Below are 16,394 nucleotides of genomic sequence, written 5' to 3' on the forward strand. Positions count from 1 at the left end.
GTGAGGTATTTGAGCAAGCTCTTAGATCAACCATAGTGCAAGAGGAGGTGTGAACCATGTTGCCATCACCACTTGATCCCCTGCGCCCCCTGCGCGAGTTTGAGCGGCAGTTTGGCGAGCTCCTGGATCGCTTTTCGGGGAAAGCCGGTTCAGGCAGCAAAGAATCGCCATTCTTTGCCCCGTCTGTCAACACCCGTGAGGATGAGCAGGGTTACGTCGTAGAGGTAGACCTGCCGGGAGTTCCCAAAGAAGATGTCACCATCGATGTGGCGGGAAATGTGCTGCGCATCAGCGGTGAACGCCGTGAAGAGAAGCGCGAGGAATCTGAAGGGTACATCCATCAGGAAAGCTCCTTCGGGAAGTTTCAGCGCAGCTTCACCCTTCCCGGTGACATTGATGTGGAGAACGTGCAGGCCAGCTACCATGACGGAGTGCTGAATGTCACTATTCCGAAACGCGCCCTGACCGGGAGCAGTCAACCCAGACAGGTACCCATTCAGTGAGGAGTCGCCATGGGATGGATTGAAAAAGCCCGCGAACTGGAAACCCGCGTTGAGGACTTTGTTCGCAAAGGCATGCAGAAAATACGCCCGGCGGTGAGCTCTTTTCTGGGGCATACTCCGCCAGCAAATACCCGCGAAGACCAGGCAGCCTACACCATCAGTGTTGATCTGCCCGGAGTCAGGAAAGACGACATTACCCTGAGCGTCGACAGCGGAGTGCTCCTGCTCAAGGCAGAGCGCTCCATGAGCCGTGAGCATCTGGAGAAGGACTACTACCGCATGGAAAGTTACTTTGGCCAGATTCAGCGCAGCTTTGTGCTGCCACCCGAGGTGGATGAGGAGAAACTGAGCGCTTCCCTTGAGAATGGGGTTCTCAGGATCAGCATCCCGGTGGATCAGAACAAACTTCCCCGCCGTATTGATATCAGCTGACACATGTCGCTATGGTACTTTACAAGCGTATCTGGAGAGCAGGCTTTCCGGATACGCTTTGTCCGATAAGTGACTTCTGAAGTTTCGCATCCCCGAAACGGCAGGTTGTCAGCGCTGACCCTGATGTCACGCTGCAATGGCCGAAATTGTTCTACACAGACTGCGTCGCTTGACATTATCCTCACCATATATACGAGTTTCTTTTGCCACTTTTTACCCGCAAAAAGTGGCTGGGAAGCGGCCCCCAGTGCTGTCCTTTTCAGCCGTCCGCTTGCCTGGAACTGGGGACCGCAAACAACCGCCTTCCCTGGCTTTTGGTTTGCGGTTGCCGCCGTCGTGGCGGCAACCCTGCGGGTCCATAGCGTTATACAGGCAATTGAAAAGCTCTCAGGTGCAAGGCGCAAGCAAGGTGAGGAGTGAGGCGTACTTCCTGTACGTCGCAGCGACGAGCACTTGTGAGCAACGCCGCAGATGAGGCTTTTCAGCAGCCTGACAGTTGGTGCGTCCTGGCTGGGAAAGAACACGGGGGAGATGCAGAAGCAGACCGTTCCCCCCTGAGCCCGTCCGGTAAGTGCGACGCCTGGCTGGCAAGACCCGAACGGGACACCTGCAGGAAGCAGGTGGTCCGGCAGCACTGCAGGGATGCAGGGGTCAGGCAACGCAAAGAGGCCCAGGTGCAAGGCGCGGGCAAAGCGAGGAGCAAGGCGTACTCCCTGTACGTCGCAGTGACGAGCGATGACCGGCAACGCAGCAGATGGGCCTCTTTGAGCAGCCTGCTGCCGGATCTCCAGAACAGGTGAGCAAACGAGCCGGAAAAACGGGCGTTCGGGGGGCGCGTTTTTGTGTCCTTTTTGGTGCGCCAGGCTAAGTCTGGCCAATCTTGTAAGCTGAGAGGAGTTTACCAGAGTAATTGTCTGTTTGACTCTGTAGCAGCCGGGCGTGTATCGGAGTAATCTTCTGCACGAAGCCCCGTAACTGCGAAGGTGCGAGCCGCAACGCAAGTGAACTCGATTCGGCCTCGTTAGGCATAAGTGAGAGTGGTCAACCTCCCAAAAAGGGTGAAGCCTATAATCGGTGCAGAAGCAACAGACAGATGCATGCACTGGACTCTTCGGGGTGGTTGGAGGCAGCGCGTACCGACAGATTGGTCAGGAACCTGGGAGACCCGCCCAGCTGCGGATCGTAACCGCAAGGGTGCATGGAAATACATAACCCTGTATCCCTGCTGTGCGGGAGTCGGAGAGGCCCATAATAGTGTTGAAGCCGGGTAATGCTGGTGGAGCGAAGGGGCCTTACTGTTGTCACGCTGAGTTTTCAGAAAGGAGACGTTTGCTTGAGTGAATCTCATTCCACTACAAACCTGGCAGAAGCGGGAGTACCCGTAATGGAAAACCGCCACAACCTGCCAGTCAAAGTCTTTGCTCTGAAGAAGCAGCTCTACGCCAAAGCGAAACAGGAGCCTGGTTTTCGGTTCTATGCTCTGTATGACCGAATCTACCGGGCCGACGTCCTTGGGGCCGCCTGGGCCTTGGTGCGCGCTAACGCCGGAGCACCAGGGGTGGATGGTGTGAGTATAGAAGATATACTCCGCCGCCCAGAAGGCGCGGAAGGCTTTGTGGAGGAAATCCGTCAAAGCCTGATAAATCGCACCTACAAACCCCAAGCCGTGCGACGAGTGGAAATCCCCAAATCGAACGGGAAAACCCGTCCCCTTGGCATTCCCACCGTCAGAGATCGAGTTGTACAAACTGCCGCCAAACTGATTCTTGAACCCATCTTCGAAGCCGATTTTCTCGACTGCTCCCATGGATATCGTCCCGGGCGCAGCGCCCATGGAGCCATGGACCAAGTGCGCAAAGGCCTCAGCGAAGGAAAGCTGGAAGTCTACGAAGCTGATTTGCAGGGTTACTTCGACAGTATCCCCCACGACAAGCTGATGAAAGCCGTGGAACAACGCATCAGCGATGGCAGTGTGCTGCGCCTGATCCGGCAGTGGCTCAGAGCCCCTATCCAGGAGCCTGGCGACAAACACAATCCGCCGCGCAACCGCAAGCCAGACAAAGGCACCCCGCAGGGAGGAGTCATCTCCCCCCTGCTTGCCAACATCTACCTGCACTGGTTCGACCGTGCTTTCTATGGCAGCAGTGGCCCTGGCAGCTTTGCCAAGGCGACACTGGTACGGTATGCTGACGATCTTGTCATCCTTGCCCGCCATCAGGAACGCCGCCTTATCAACTGGGTAGAGCAGATGCTTGAAGGACGTTTTGGACTGACCCTCAATCGGGCAAAGACCAAAATAACTGACCTCATCAGGCCCAGTGAGAGCTTCGACTTCCTTGGCTTCACTGTCAGACGTAACCTTGATCGCTTCTTTGGCAGCGGCAAACGCTACGTCCACATTGAGCCGAGCAAGAAGTCGTGTCAGCGCATGCGTGAGAGCGTCAAGGGGAAACTAAGCAAGAAGACCTCATGGATACCCGCACCGATCCTGATAGGAGAGCTGAACCGCTCACTGCTGGGCTGGTTGAACTACTTCCGGTATGGATATCCGACAGAGAAATTCAGGAGCATGAACTGGTATGTGCAGCGTACACTCGCCAGACACTTCAGACGTCGCAGCCAGCGAGCCTACCGTCCACCGGCAGGTAAGAGCCTGTATGACCATATCTATAATGATCTGGGATTACTGCAGCTCAGACGCTGAACTGCCTGTGTGTGCTTTGATGTGAAGACAGCAGGAAAGCCGGATGCGGGAAATCCGCACGTCCGGTTTGAGGAGGGGGAGCAGGGTGAAACCTGCTCTCTACTCTACCGCGGTCAAAAAGGACAATATCCGGAGACGAAAAATGGAATACCAGATAAGTCAAGCATTCAAAATCAATACGGTTTCCGCGAGATAAACACCATTATAATAACAGCTTAACTCAAGACAACAAGATGCGAAAGTTGAGTGACTTGTATCGAAAACTGGCAGGAGTTTTCGTATGGGTGCCGGATATGGAAGAATGTGGTACGATGCTGCCTCTCTATGCCTGTTTGCAAGGAAGGAACCCATGTCAGTTACCGTGCTCGGCGCGTGCCCGGAACGAGGTGCTCCGCCTCCCATCCCTTTGTTTGTCGAAGGGGTTTCTGCCGGCTTCCCCTCCCCGGCCCGTGACTATGTGGATCGCAGCCTGGATCTCAACGAACTGTGTATTCGTCACCCTGCCGCCACCTATTTTGTACGGGCCGATGGCGATTCCATGATTGGCGCGGGGATTTTTTCCGGCGATATTCTCATTGTTGACCGATCCCTGGAAGCGGCGGATGGCGATATCATCATCGCCTGCCTGCACGGTGAGCTTCTGGTCAAGAGACTGCGCCTGCAGGGTCAGGTCCGCCTGGAAGCCATGAATCCCGATTACCCTCCCCTGGAGCTGCATGACGAGTCGGAGCTGGAGGTTTTCGGCGTGGTCATTCACTCCATCCGCTGTTTTCGATGACGGCTCCCCACACCTTTGCCCTTGTCGACTGCAATAACTTCTATGTCAGCTGCGAGCGCCTCTTTCGCCCTGATCTGCGGCAGCGACCGGTGATTGTTCTCTCCAACAATGATGGCTGTGTGGTTTCCCGCAGTGCCGAGGCCAAGGCGCTGGGCATAGGCATGGCCGTGCCTGCCTATCAGATCCGCCACATTATCGAGCGGGAAAATGTGGTGGTTTTCTCCTCGAACTACACCCTCTATGCCGATATCTCCTCACGGGTGATGGCGACACTTGAGTCCTTTGCCGATGCCATGGAGATCTACTCCATCGACGAAGCGTTTCTCGACTTTTCCTCCATGGGCGCAGGCGCCCGGGGCGAAGCGTTTGCCCGGCATATTCAGCAGACGGTTGCCAGGCATACGGGTATTCAGGTCAGTATCGGTATCGCGCCCACGAAAACCCTTGCCAAGCTGGCTAACCTTGCCGCCAAGAAGTATCCGGCGACTGGTGGAGTAGTCGACCTGCGCGATCCTGAGCGTCAACATAAACTGCTGAAACTGGTAGCGGCTTCGGATGTGTGGAATGTGGGACGGCGTACCAGCCGCAAACTGGAAGTGACGGGAATAGAGACAGCCTGGCAGCTGGCCTGTGCCGATCCCGTTCAGATGCGTAAACGCTTTTCCATTACGGTTTCCCGCGCGGTTCATGAACTCAATGGTGTCAGCTGCTACGAGCTGACCGATGTTCGCGCTACCCGCAGGCAGGTACTCTGTTCGCGATCATTTGGTTCACCGGTGACCAATCTGGAGTCGCTGGAACTGGCTGTGTCGGAATACGCCAGTCGCGCCGCAGAAAAGCTGCGGGAAGAGGGGCTGCTGGCTGGCGTTGTCAGTGTATTCGTTCGCACCAATCACCATAATTCACACGTACCCCAGTACAGTAACAGCGCTACAGGAGAGCTGCTCCATCCCACCGCTGATACCCGTCATATCCTTGAGCGTTCGCTGGCGCTGCTGCGTGCCATCTGGAAAGACAGGTACCAGTATGTGAAAGCCGGGGTGTGGCTGGCGGAACTACAACCCCAGGCAAGCTATCAGCACGGCCTCTTTGAAGATGCCGAGGCGCGCAGCAGAAGCCAGTCGCTCATGGCAGCCCTGGATCACATCAACCGTCGCGGCGAGCATATCTGGTTTGCCGCCAAGGGTGCGGGCATGGATCGGCACATGCGTCGCGAACACGTCTCTCCCGCCAGCACCACCCGCTGGGCTGACATTCCGAAAGCCCAGGCCAAGTAGCCTTCCGTGCCGACCTCCTATTGTTAACCTGTGAGATAAGAGTTAGGCTGAAGTAAGTTAATTCTTGACATCTTTGCGAAGGTACAGTAAAAATCAGGGCATTTTAAGAATCTTTATTATCGCTTACCGCATTGTCTGTGGGGTTCCCATGAGTAAAGCAGCACCAGCTGATGTTGTTCCGTCCTGTTGTCGGGAAGGGCAGGCTTTGCATGAAGTACGCTGTAAGCGTTGTAATCGCCTGCTCTTTAAAGGCAGTGTTATCTCTGTCGAGGTGAAGTGTCCGAAGTGCCGATCAGTACAGCATTTCGATTACTCCATAAACGCTGCCGACAGTAAGTAGTCCCTGGGCTCCGAGCGCTTCAAGCGCCTTTTTTTGCGAGGATTTCAAATCCCTGACCTGTAACACCGAATATCTGCGGAACCGGACTGTGCTGCCGTGAGGTGGTCACGTGAGTTCGGATTTTTCGCATTTCTGGAAGAGGAAGGGATTGAGTGTGTCATTCCAGCAAGTTGTCCGGAGTCATCAAAAAAGCATTTCCCAGATGATCAGAGTCTGTTTTCCCGTGTTGCTGCTGTCGTTGCCCCTGTTGGCTGCCGACTCCGTCGTGGAAGTCGAGGAGCGGAGCCTGCAGCAGGGCCAGGAATCCCAGGTGCGTGTTGAAGCCATGGATGACGAGGCAACCCGTCTTCTGCGGGAGTATCGCGACCTGCAGCGTCAGGCCGACAGCCTGCAGGCCTATAATGAGAACCTTGAGCAGATGATTGGCTCCCAGGAGGAGGAGATTGCCTCCCTGGAGCGTCAGATTGAAGACATACAGGTGACCCAGCGGGAGATTGTGCCCCTCATGCTGCGCATGCTTGACGCGCTTGATGGTTATGTGGAGCGCGATCTCCCCTTTCTGCTGGCGGAGCGCCGCGAGCGGGTGCTGGGGCTGCACGCCCTCATGAAGCGCGCCAATGTGGAGACTCCCTCCAAATTCCGTCAGATCATGGAAGCCTACCAGAAAGAGTCCGAGTACGGGCGTACCATTGAAAGCTATCAGGGAGAACTGGAGCTTGATGGGTCTGTGCGCAGCGTAGAATTTTTGCGTGTCGGCCGTCTGGCCCTGGTCTATCAGACCATCGACCGGCGCGAAAGCGGCTATTGGCACCCCCAGCGCCATGAATGGGTGCCGCTGGACCGCGACTACCATCGCGCCATCCGCCAGGGCATCCGTATGGCCAGCCGTCAGAGCGCTCCCCAGCTCATTGAGCTGCCAGTTCTGTTGAGCGAGGTGCAGCCATGAGGTATGGAATACTTGTGTTGATCGTGATGCTGCTGATGGGCGTATCCAGCGCTGAGGAAGCTGTTGTGCGTACCAGCATCGATGATTTTCTGCGCCAGGTGCAGCAGCAGTCCCTTTCTGAACGAGACATCAACCGCGAGCGCGAGCAGGAATTCTCCCGCGATCTGAACGCTGCCCGGCAGCAGGTGGCCCAGGCCAGGGAACGCCTGGCCCGTGAACAGCAACGACAGGAGCGCTTGGCAGGCGTGTATGACGCCAATGAAGCCCGGCTGATCACCCTGGAAGAAGCGCTGCGGGAGCAGCAGGGGAATCTGGGTGAGATCTTCGGTGTGGTGCGCCAGAATGCCGGCGATTTCCACGCTCAGTTCCTCTCGTCCCTGGCCATGGCCAATCGTCACGATGATCTGGAGTATCTGCGACGCCTGAGCAACAGCCGTACCCTGCCCTCCATCGCCCAGATAGAGCGCATGTGGCTGCTGATGCTGCAGGAGATGGCCGACTCCGGCAAAGTGGTCTCCTTTGCCAGCGAAATCGTCAGTCCCGACGGTCATCGTCAGCCCGGCGAAGTACTGCGTGTTGGTGCCTTTAACGCCATTGCCAATGGCAGGTACCTGACCCATGTGGAGGGGCGGAACCAGTTTGTGGAGCTGCCCCGTCAGCCACAGAACCGTTACCTTCGCATGGCCAGCCGCCTGGAAAACGGCCAGCCCGGCCAGACCTTCGCCTTTGCCGTTGACCCTTCCCGGGGGGCCATCCTCTCCCAGCTGGTGCAGTCACCCTCCCTGACCGAACGCGTTCGCCAGGGTCGGGCTATCGGGGTGATCATCCTGGTACTGGGCGCTTTCGGCCTGGGTATGTTCGCGCTGCGTTATACCTGGCTGCACATCATGGGACGACGCATCAGCCACCAGATGGAACACCGCGACGATATCCATCCCAACAATCCCCTGGGCCGCATCCTGGCCCTCTATGAAGAGAACCGTGAAACCGACGTGGAAACCATGGAACTGCGCCTGGACGAGGAGATTCTGCGGGAAGTACCCCGCCTGGAGTGGGGGCTGACCACCATCAAAATCCTCGCGGCCGTTGCCCCGCTTCTGGGGCTGCTGGGTACCGTGGTGGGCATGATTGAGACCTTCCAGGCCATCACCCTCTTCGGTACGGGCGATCCCCAGCTGATGGCCGGTGGTATCTCCCAGGCCCTGGTGACCACCGCCCTTGGCCTGGTGGTGGCGATACCCCTGCTCTTCCTGCATAACCTGGCCACGGCCAAAAGCCGCGCCCTGATCAACACCATGGAAGAACAGGGTGCCGGACTTCTGGCCATGCATATGGCCAGAGGTCGCGGAGAGGCCCATGCCTGAGATCCTTTACGATATCGGCAATTTCTTCCACGCCGGAGGTCAGGTGCTCTGGGCCATACTCATCGTTGCCATTGCCATGTGGGCGCTCATCATTGAGCGCTACTGGTACCACTGGCGGGTTTTCCCCCGTGAGTTCGCCACCCTGCTGCAGCGCTGGGAGCACCCGCCGGTCAGCGACCTCTGGCTGGCCAGGAAGCTTCAGCAGATGGAGATCTCGCGCCTGCGCCAGCAGTTGGGTGCCTCGCTGTTCCTCATCCGCACCTTTATTGCCATGTGCCCCTTGTTGGGGCTGCTTGGCACGGTTGTTGGCATGATTCAGGTCTTTGAAGTCCTGGAATACAGCGGCACCGGCAACCCCCGGGCCATTGCCACCGGGGTTTCCATGGCAACGCTGCCCACCATGAGTGGCTTGGTGGTGGCGCTTTCCGGGCTCTTTTTCAGCATTGACCTGGGACGCAGCAGTGAATCCCGGGCCCGCCAGGCCGCCGACGTGCTTTCACGCTGCCTCGGGCGTACCTGCGCCATGCCCGATCTTCAGCCCCACTGGATAACCACCCTCTGGAACCGATGGAAAACACGCAAGGCAGCTGCCGGGCTGCCGGAGCAGGAAACACCATGAGACGACGCCGACAGCGGATAACCGAAAACAGTTCAGCCGAAATCGATATGACTTCCATGATGGATGTGGTCTTCATCATGCTCATCTTCTTTATCGTGACCACCTCCTTTGTCAAGGAAGCCGGCATTGAGGTAAGCCGTCCCGCCGCCGCCACCGCAGAGCGCCAGGAACGGGCCAATATCATGATCGCCGTCTCTGAAAACGGAGATATCTGGATCGATCAGCGCCAGGTGGATCTGCGGGCCGTGCGCGCCAATGTGGAGCGCCTGCGGGCCGAAAATCCCGAAGGGGCCGTGGTGATTCAGGCCGATGCATCCTCCCGCACCGGTATTCTGGTGGAAGTGATGGATCAGGTTCGCCTAGCCGGAGTCCTTGACGTCGCCATAGCAGCGAGCCGTCCATGAGCCATTTTTTCATGAGTCCCGCGCTGGTACGGCATCTGGTAGCCATTGCCTGTGGTGGTGCCGTGGCCCTTGGGCTGTTCTGGCTCATGAACGCCATGATCAGTGGCAGTGCCGGTGAACTGGATGCTGCCCGTCAGCGCATGGTGATGAACTTCATCCGGATTGACGAAGCCCCGACCCCGGTGCAGCAACGGGAGCGCCGTCGCCCGCGACCGCCGGAGCCGCCGAAGCCCACCCCGCGCATGGAGTCCATGCAGGCACCATCGCCGATGCTGCGCGCACCACAGATGAAGACCCCCACCCCGGATTTTCGCCCCAATCTCTCCATGACCGGCATCCCCGTGATGGCCACCGGCATGGACGGACTGGTGGCCTACTCCCAGCCCATGACCCCCCTCTCCCAGGTGCAGCCCATGTATCCGCGCCGCGCCCTGATGGAGGGCATCTCCGGCTGGGTTCGACTGAGCTTTGTCATCAATCCCGACGGCAGTGTGCGTGATATTCAGGTGCTGGAGGCCAGCCCGCGCCGGGGCATTTTTGATCACGAAGCCCGGCGGGCCCTGAGCCGCTGGCGCTTTGCTCCCCAGACCATAGCCGGTGAAGCCGTGGCCGCCCACGCCACCATAACCATTAACTTCAGTCTCGATCAGTGAGGTGATGAGTATGTGCAGACGGAAAATCTCCCAGAGCCTTCTGGCGTGCCTGCTGCTGACACTGGCCAGTGTGTTGCCGGTGCAGGCCAGCACCATTTCTCCCATGGCCTATGAAGCCCTTACCGAAGTCCATGAGCTGCTGCAGGAGTCCCAGTGGCTGGAAGCCGGTGAGCGCCTGGATCGCATGATCCAGCGTTTTGGCCGTGAACCCTATGCCCAGGCCACCGCCTGGCAGATGCGCGGCTATGTCTTCAGTGAACTGGATCAGCATGATAAAGCCCTGCATGCCTACGAGAAGGCCCTGGACACCGAAGCCCTGGACGCCGAGAGCAGCCAGCAGGTGCTCTATAACACCGCCCAGCTGCTGCTGGTGCTGGAGCGCTCCAGCGAGGCGGTGGAACGCATTGGAAAGTGGCTCGCCGAGTATGCCGACCCCACGCCGACACAGCAGGTACAAGCCGCCTGGATCTACCTGAGTGCCGGGAACCATCGCGATGCCGCCACCCTTATGCAGGGCGCCATTTCCCGCGTGGATGAGCCACAGCAGAGCTGGTATCAGATACTGGTGGCGGCCCTGCAGGCCACCGATGACTTCCGTGCCCTGGAACAGTGGCTGCCCCGCGCCATCAAAGACTACCCCGAACAGAAGACCTTCTGGATGCAGCTGGCATCTGTCCACCTGCAGCAGGAGCGGCACCGTCGCGCCACAGCCACCCTGGCCGCTGCCTACCATAACGGACTGCTGGAGGACTCCAGCGACCTGACCTACATGGCCCAGCTCTTCCTGCACGCCGGCGTTCCCCACAAGGCGGCGCGGGTTCTGCGCGAAGCCATGCACAAGGGCACCGTGGAAGACACTGCCCGTCACTACGAAATGCTGGCGGAAATCTGGCTGCGCTCCCGGGAGATCGGGCTGGCCATTCATACCTACGAACAGGCGTTGAAAGCCGGTGCAGACCACGATGTAAGCCTGCGCCTGGGCCGCCTGCTGCTGCAGAACGAGGACCACCACGCGGCCCTGCCCCACCTCAAAACCGCCGCGAAAAGTGACAAAGGCCGCACCCGGGCGGAAGCTCTGCTGCTCCTGGGCATGGCCGCCTACTCGCATGGCGCCGTGGAGGAAGCCCAGCACGCCTTTGTCGAAGCGCGAGCCTATGAGGAAGTGCGCAGGCAGGCGGAAAACTGGCTGGAGTATCTGAAGCATCCAGGCTGACCCTGGAGTAAGACAGCTTCACTCACAACCACGGAATACGCGGAAGGACACGGAAAGGGGAAGGGAGATGAATAAGCATTTTGGGAGAAATTGTTTTGATGTTTCTGGCTTTCTTCCGTGCCTTTCCGTGTGTTCCGTGGTTGAACATCTTCTGCGTGCAACTCCATTCGGAGTTCACATACAGAGAGACCCGTGAGAGGTCCGGAAATTTTTTTTTGGAGGAAGGAATGAGGAAAGGAACTCTCACGTCGCTTGGCTTCAGCGCCATGGCCATGCTGACGGCCAGTCTGGTGGCCCAGGCAGCCGAAAACGCCCAGGAGCTTGCTCCCATGGTTGTCACCGCTGCCGGCTTTGAGCAGAAGATCACTGACGCTCCGGCCAGTATCACGGTGATTACCCGTGAAGAACTCATGCGGCGGCCTTACACCACCCTGATTGACGCGGTGCGCGATGTCGAAGGTGTGGATGTGGGTGAAACGTCGGACAAAACCGGTCAGCGTACCATCAGTATGCGGGGCATGGGTTCGGATTATACCCTGATCCTGATTAATGGCCGTCGTCAGAGTAACCACGGGGATATCTATCCCAACAACTTCGGTGGGAATCAGTTCAATCATATTCCGCCTCTGGATGCCATTGAGCGCATTGAGATTATCCGCGGCCCGGCTTCAACCCTCTATGGTGCCGACGCCATGGGTGGGGTTATCAACATCATCACCCGTAAGGGTATGGACACCTGGAGTGGCTCTATTTCCCACGGACGCACCTATCAGACCAATGATGACTTTGGCAATGATATCACCACCGATTTTAACATCATGGGCCCGTTGATTCCCGGCGTTCTGGGCATGTCTGTTCGCGGCAGCATGTATAATCGGCTGGCTTCAAATCCCGAATACGCGCCGGTAAGAGACCCTGCAGGGGAGCTTCATACCCGTGGTCTTGGTTTTGGTGGTGGTGGCAGGACGGTGAATAATGCCAATGAAAGCTTTGGCTTCAGCCTTGACTGGACTCCCGACGATCGCCAGAGAATAAGTTTTGACTATGACATCTCCAGGCAGGTTTATGACAATACCCCCACCTATAACGTAGCTACCCAGTCAGTCTCCTACCCTCTGGGAACGCTGGATGGCATTGATTCCATCTGGCGTCAGCAGGGGGGACAGGTGGCTCCCCGCGTTGGCTACTCCAGTGAGCAGGAGTTTACCCGCGACCAGTGGAGCCTGGCCCACGAAGGGCAGTGGGACTTTGGCCGCAGCATGGTGGCGCTTTCCCACATTGCCACCAATAACAAAGGTCGCAGCATGCCCTTTACGGTGGCAGAGCGACAGTTACTGCAGGAAATGTATAATGGCACCGGTGCCTATGCGGGAATGACAGAGGCAGAGCGCAGGGCATTGGCTGAAGAAACCTTCCTGCCGCGTCCGCGCCGCACCCTGGAAAGCAGCCAGTACACGCTGGACGCGCGTCTGGATATCCCCCTCTACGATATGGCCGGGAACCATATGCTGGTAGTGGGTGGACAGATGATTGACGGGGAGCTTGAAGATGGGGTTTTCGGCATGGAAGACAATAAAACCAGCGCCGTCCAGGAGCACAAAATGTACTCCCTGTTCGTCGAGGACAACTGGAGCCCCGTTGATCCACTGACCATTACTGGTGGTGTGCGTTTTGACGACCACGATATGTTCGGCAGCCAGGTTTCACCGCGCCTCTATGCGGTCTATGCCCTGGACAGCCAATGGACCTTCAAGGGTGGCGTGAGCACGGGCTATAAGACACCAAAAACCACTGATCTCTACGATGGTATTGTCGGATTTGGTGGACAGGGCACCAGCCCCTGGGCCGGAAATCCGGATCTTGAGCCCGAAACCAGTGTTAACACAGAGGTTGCGGTGTACTGGAACCACCCTGATCGACACGGTTTCAATTTCACCTACTTCCAGAACGACTTCAAAGACAAGATCGCCCGTGGTGAAGCGACCCAGACTTGTGCCGCCACCGGTGGTCAACGCCCCTGCGTCAATCTGGGCGCTTATGAGCAACTGGGCTTTGATACGTACAGTCAGAACATCAATATCGATAAGGTAGAGATCAGAGGGTATGAAATGGCTGGTCGCTACCAGATTCTGCACAATCTCTCTCTGCGCGCCAACTACACCTATACGGACTCGGAGCAGAAGAGTGGCGCTAACAAGGGTCGTCCCCTCAACAATACCGCTGAGCATATGATGAATGCCACCCTTGACTGGGGCGTCACGCAGCGCCTTAACCTCTTTCTGACCATGCAGGCGGAGTCTGATCGCTACCGGGGCTGGGATAGTGATGCGGATAAGGCTCGCTACTATAAGAGCTACGAAGTGTTGCATCTTGGGACATCCTTTAAGCTGAGCGATGCTGTCACGATTAACGCGCGCATCAATAACCTGCTGGATGAAGACTTCACCAGTTATCAGACCAGCTTTACCGACAATAATGACGGTACCTACAGTGCGACCTTTACCGACGACTACAACAACAAAGACAAAGCCCGCAACTTCTGGGTTGGCGTGAACGTTGTCTTTTAATCGCTGACCACTTCACGCCCTGCAGGTTCGTCATGAGCCTGCAGGGCTCTTTTCAGGAGATCCCATGCGTACCCTGCTGACATTGCTTTTGATCGCTGTGCTGATAAGTTCCGCCAGCGCTCACTATATCTGGCTTGAACGTGCTGATGAAACTTCCGCCAGGGCCTACTTCGGTTACTGGCATCGCGGTATTCACGAAAAGACCGGTGACAAGCTTGACGATATCAAGGCCACCGGGATTCTTCCCGCAGATATTGCGGGAGCCAGTTACCGCCGCGACGATCATATCGAGATCACCATCAAGGCTCCTGGCGATGTGGCGCTGGTGGAAGAAACCGGACTGCGCCGCGCCCGTATCGGCACGGAAGTGACCCGCGCAGTGGCGCTGGCCCGTGCCGGACGCTCCCAGGCCAACTCCCTGGTGGATCTGGATCTCGTGCCCATGGTCCCCGACGGAAACCGCTTTGCCCTGCAGTTTCAGGGCAGTCCCCTGGCCGACACCGAGATTACCGTTTACGACCCGGATCGCCAGGAGCAGAAGCTGACTACCAATGCCCTGGGGCAGGTGCAGATTCTCACTCCCAAGGCGGGGCAGTATCTGGTGCGAGCTTCCCATACCCATGAGCAGCCTGGCGAAACCGCTGAGGGTGAGCATTATGACCGAACCCGCTACGGCCTGACGCTCACGTTCAGCAATCCATGAAGTGATGGCGCTGGCTTTTTAAGGCGTCAGTTCGCCAGGAACGCACACGTTCGCGTGAGTTCGTTCTCTTCCATAAAGGAGTTTATTGATGTTTCGAAATATCTGGTTTCAGCTTCACTGGTTCTTTGGCATTACCGCCGGGGTTATCCTGATTATCGTCGGGGTTACCGGCGGTATGCTTTCGTTTCAGTCGGAGATTCTACGCCTCATGAATCCCGGTGTGCTGACGGTCACGGTTCCTGCAGGTGCTGAAAAGCTCGACCCAACGGAGCTTCTGCGCAAGCTTCAGCGGGAGTTCCCGGATCGTACCGTCAACTCCCTGACGCTCCATACCGGAGCCAATCGCTCGGCGTCGGTAAATCTGGCCAGTGCTGATCCCAGGATGCGGCGGGGTGAGACGCGTTATGTCAATCCTTACACCGGTGAACTGCTGGGAGAGGTGAAGGGGCAGAGCTTCTTCTCCGCGACCATGCGCCTGCACCGCTGGCTGCTGACCGATGAATTTTTTCATAACCGCACCCTTGGCAAACAGATCGTGGGAGCCTCCACGGTGCTGTGCATCCTGCTCAGCATTACGGGGATCTACCTGCGCTGGCCCCGCCAGGTGAGAAGCCTGAAGGTGTGGTTGACCTTTGACCTGAAGCGTCGCGGACGCGGCTTTGTCTGGGATATGCACGCGGTGCTGGGAACCTGGGTACTCATACCCTTTCTGATTATGTCACTGACCGGGCTGTACTGGTCCTATGGCTGGTATCGCAATATGCTTTTTGATATCAGCGGAGTGCCGCGCCCGGCTGCCCGGGTCATGCCTCCTCCGGCGGCACCTGAAGCGACACCGGAAGGAGTTGCACCGGCCCAGCGTGGTGGTGAAGGCTCCGAGCGGACACGGCCCGAAGGGCGATCCGGCGAGCGAGGCAGCGGCGCTGGAAGAGAATCTGCTGCGCCATCCAGCGCTGCCATCGCCCGCGAACTGGGCGTGGTATGGACGTCGTTTCAGGAAGCTTCCCAGGGCAACTTCAGCCAGGTTCAGCTGCGTATTCCCCAGGGCAATGGCCAGGAGGTCAGCGTTACCTATCAGGATGCCAGACCGCAGCATGAGCGGGCCAATAATCGTATGACCATTCACCCAGTGTCGGGTGAAGTCACCCTGCACGACCGGTACGCCGACCGGCCCCTCAATGTCCGTCTCATGGGCAGCATGCTGCCGCTGCACGCGGGAAGTTACTGGGGCCTGCCGGGCAAGATCATCTTCATGGTGGCCAGTATCCTCATGCCATTGTTCACCATTACTGGTTTCATGCTCTACTTTGAGCGCCGTCGCCATAAAAAAGCCGCCCTGGCAATCGCTTCCGAGGCCCGGCAGGCAGATGCTGACGAAAATGCCGAACCGCTGCTGATTGCCTATGCCAGCCAGACCGGCTATAGTGAAAGCCTGGCGTGGCAGAGTGCGGCGGCACTCCAGAAACACGGTTACAATATCAGTGTGAAGGAACTTGGCAGCCTGAGCGCTTCCGATCTTGGCAGTTATTCCCGCGCGCTGTTTCTGGTATCAACATTCGGTGACGGTGAGCCCCCGGTCAGCGCCCGCCCCTTTGTGCGGCTGATGGCGGAGGGAGATCTTGCCCTGAATGGTTTTGAATATGCCCTGCTGGCGGTTGGAGACCGCCAGTACGAGCTGTACTGCAAATTTGGCCATGAACTGGATGCCTGGCTGCGTGACCACGGCGCCGTGTCCCTGTACCCCATGGTAGAGGTGGATAACGGTGATCCCGAGGCCATTGCCCGCTGGCAGCAGCAGCTGGCCAGTTTTCCCGTTGCAGGTTCTGCCCTTGTTTGATGCGTAAAGGCACTTGTGTGATGTGTGTGCTGCCTTTAAGAATCTTCAGGACAG

The 16,394-nt window shown here is 57.7% G+C and carries 15 protein-coding genes; all 15 read left to right on the forward strand.

Annotated features, from left to right (window positions below):
• The first annotated feature begins 56 nt into the window (after window positions 1-56).
• The 15 genes from ACZ46I_RS07575 (at window position 57) to ACZ46I_RS07645 (ending at window position 16,340) form a co-directional block, all read left to right on the forward strand.
• On the forward strand, window positions 57-503 hold the full coding sequence (locus ACZ46I_RS07575) for an Hsp20/alpha crystallin family protein (protein WP_013506542.1): 447 nt from the start codon (window positions 57-59) through the stop codon (window positions 501-503).
• Between the two features lie 9 nt (window positions 504-512).
• Entirely contained in the window at window positions 513-935 is a 423-nt protein-coding gene (locus ACZ46I_RS07580) for an Hsp20/alpha crystallin family protein (protein ID WP_013506541.1), read from the forward strand.
• A 1,333-nt stretch (window positions 936-2,268) separates the two neighbouring features.
• On the forward strand, window positions 2,269-3,639 hold the full coding sequence (gene ltrA / locus ACZ46I_RS07585; protein WP_464280415.1) for a group II intron reverse transcriptase/maturase: 1,371 nt from the start codon (window positions 2,269-2,271) through the stop codon (window positions 3,637-3,639).
• A gap of 349 nt (window positions 3,640-3,988) precedes the next feature.
• Window positions 3,989-4,417: a translesion error-prone DNA polymerase V autoproteolytic subunit gene (umuD, locus tag ACZ46I_RS07590; protein ID WP_041726036.1), complete on the forward strand. Its 429-nt coding sequence runs from the start codon at window positions 3,989-3,991 to the stop codon at window positions 4,415-4,417.
• Entirely contained in the window at window positions 4,414-5,694 is a 1,281-nt protein-coding gene (locus ACZ46I_RS07595) for a Y-family DNA polymerase (protein ID WP_464280416.1), read from the forward strand. The genes umuD and ACZ46I_RS07595 overlap by 4 nt, the downstream gene beginning before the upstream one ends.
• A gap of 148 nt (window positions 5,695-5,842) precedes the next feature.
• Window positions 5,843-6,034 (forward strand): Com family DNA-binding transcriptional regulator, encoded by a 192-nt coding sequence (locus ACZ46I_RS07600; protein ID WP_226507837.1) that lies wholly within the window; start codon window positions 5,843-5,845, stop codon window positions 6,032-6,034.
• A 202-nt stretch (window positions 6,035-6,236) separates the two neighbouring features.
• Window positions 6,237-6,980: a DUF3450 domain-containing protein gene (locus tag ACZ46I_RS07605; protein WP_226507836.1), complete on the forward strand. Its 744-nt coding sequence runs from the start codon at window positions 6,237-6,239 to the stop codon at window positions 6,978-6,980.
• Window positions 6,977-8,344 carry a MotA/TolQ/ExbB proton channel family protein gene (locus ACZ46I_RS07610; RefSeq protein WP_464280417.1) on the forward strand — a complete coding sequence of 456 codons (1,368 nt, stop codon included), beginning with the start codon at window positions 6,977-6,979 and terminating at the stop codon, window positions 8,342-8,344. The genes ACZ46I_RS07605 and ACZ46I_RS07610 overlap by 4 nt, the downstream gene beginning before the upstream one ends.
• Window positions 8,337-8,963 carry a MotA/TolQ/ExbB proton channel family protein gene (locus tag ACZ46I_RS07615; RefSeq protein WP_013506535.1) on the forward strand — a complete coding sequence of 209 codons (627 nt, stop codon included), beginning with the start codon at window positions 8,337-8,339 and terminating at the stop codon, window positions 8,961-8,963. Before ACZ46I_RS07610 ends, ACZ46I_RS07615 begins: the two co-directional genes overlap by 8 nt.
• Window positions 8,960-9,367 (forward strand): ExbD/TolR family protein, encoded by a 408-nt coding sequence (locus ACZ46I_RS07620; protein ID WP_013506534.1) that lies wholly within the window; start codon window positions 8,960-8,962, stop codon window positions 9,365-9,367. The genes ACZ46I_RS07615 and ACZ46I_RS07620 overlap by 4 nt, the downstream gene beginning before the upstream one ends.
• On the forward strand, window positions 9,364-10,020 hold the full coding sequence (locus ACZ46I_RS07625) for an energy transducer TonB (protein WP_013506533.1): 657 nt from the start codon (window positions 9,364-9,366) through the stop codon (window positions 10,018-10,020). Before ACZ46I_RS07620 ends, ACZ46I_RS07625 begins: the two co-directional genes overlap by 4 nt.
• 10 nt (window positions 10,021-10,030) lie before the next feature.
• The gene (locus ACZ46I_RS07630) at window positions 10,031-11,233 is read left to right on the forward strand and encodes a tetratricopeptide repeat protein (protein WP_464280418.1); all 1,203 of its coding nucleotides are present in this window, start codon (window positions 10,031-10,033) and stop codon (window positions 11,231-11,233) included.
• 227 nt (window positions 11,234-11,460) lie between these two features.
• Entirely contained in the window at window positions 11,461-13,800 is a 2,340-nt protein-coding gene (locus ACZ46I_RS07635) for a TonB-dependent receptor domain-containing protein (RefSeq protein WP_464280419.1), read from the forward strand.
• A gap of 64 nt (window positions 13,801-13,864) precedes the next feature.
• Entirely contained in the window at window positions 13,865-14,503 is a 639-nt protein-coding gene (locus tag ACZ46I_RS07640) for a hypothetical protein (protein ID WP_464280420.1), read from the forward strand.
• 88 nt (window positions 14,504-14,591) lie between these two features.
• Complete coding sequence (locus ACZ46I_RS07645) at window positions 14,592-16,340, forward strand: PepSY-associated TM helix domain-containing protein (protein WP_464280421.1); 1,749 nt, start codon at window positions 14,592-14,594, stop codon at window positions 16,338-16,340.
• The last annotated feature ends 54 nt before the right edge of the window (window positions 16,341-16,394 follow it).

The sequence above is a fragment of the Desulfurispirillum alkaliphilum genome (genome assembly GCF_055378285.1).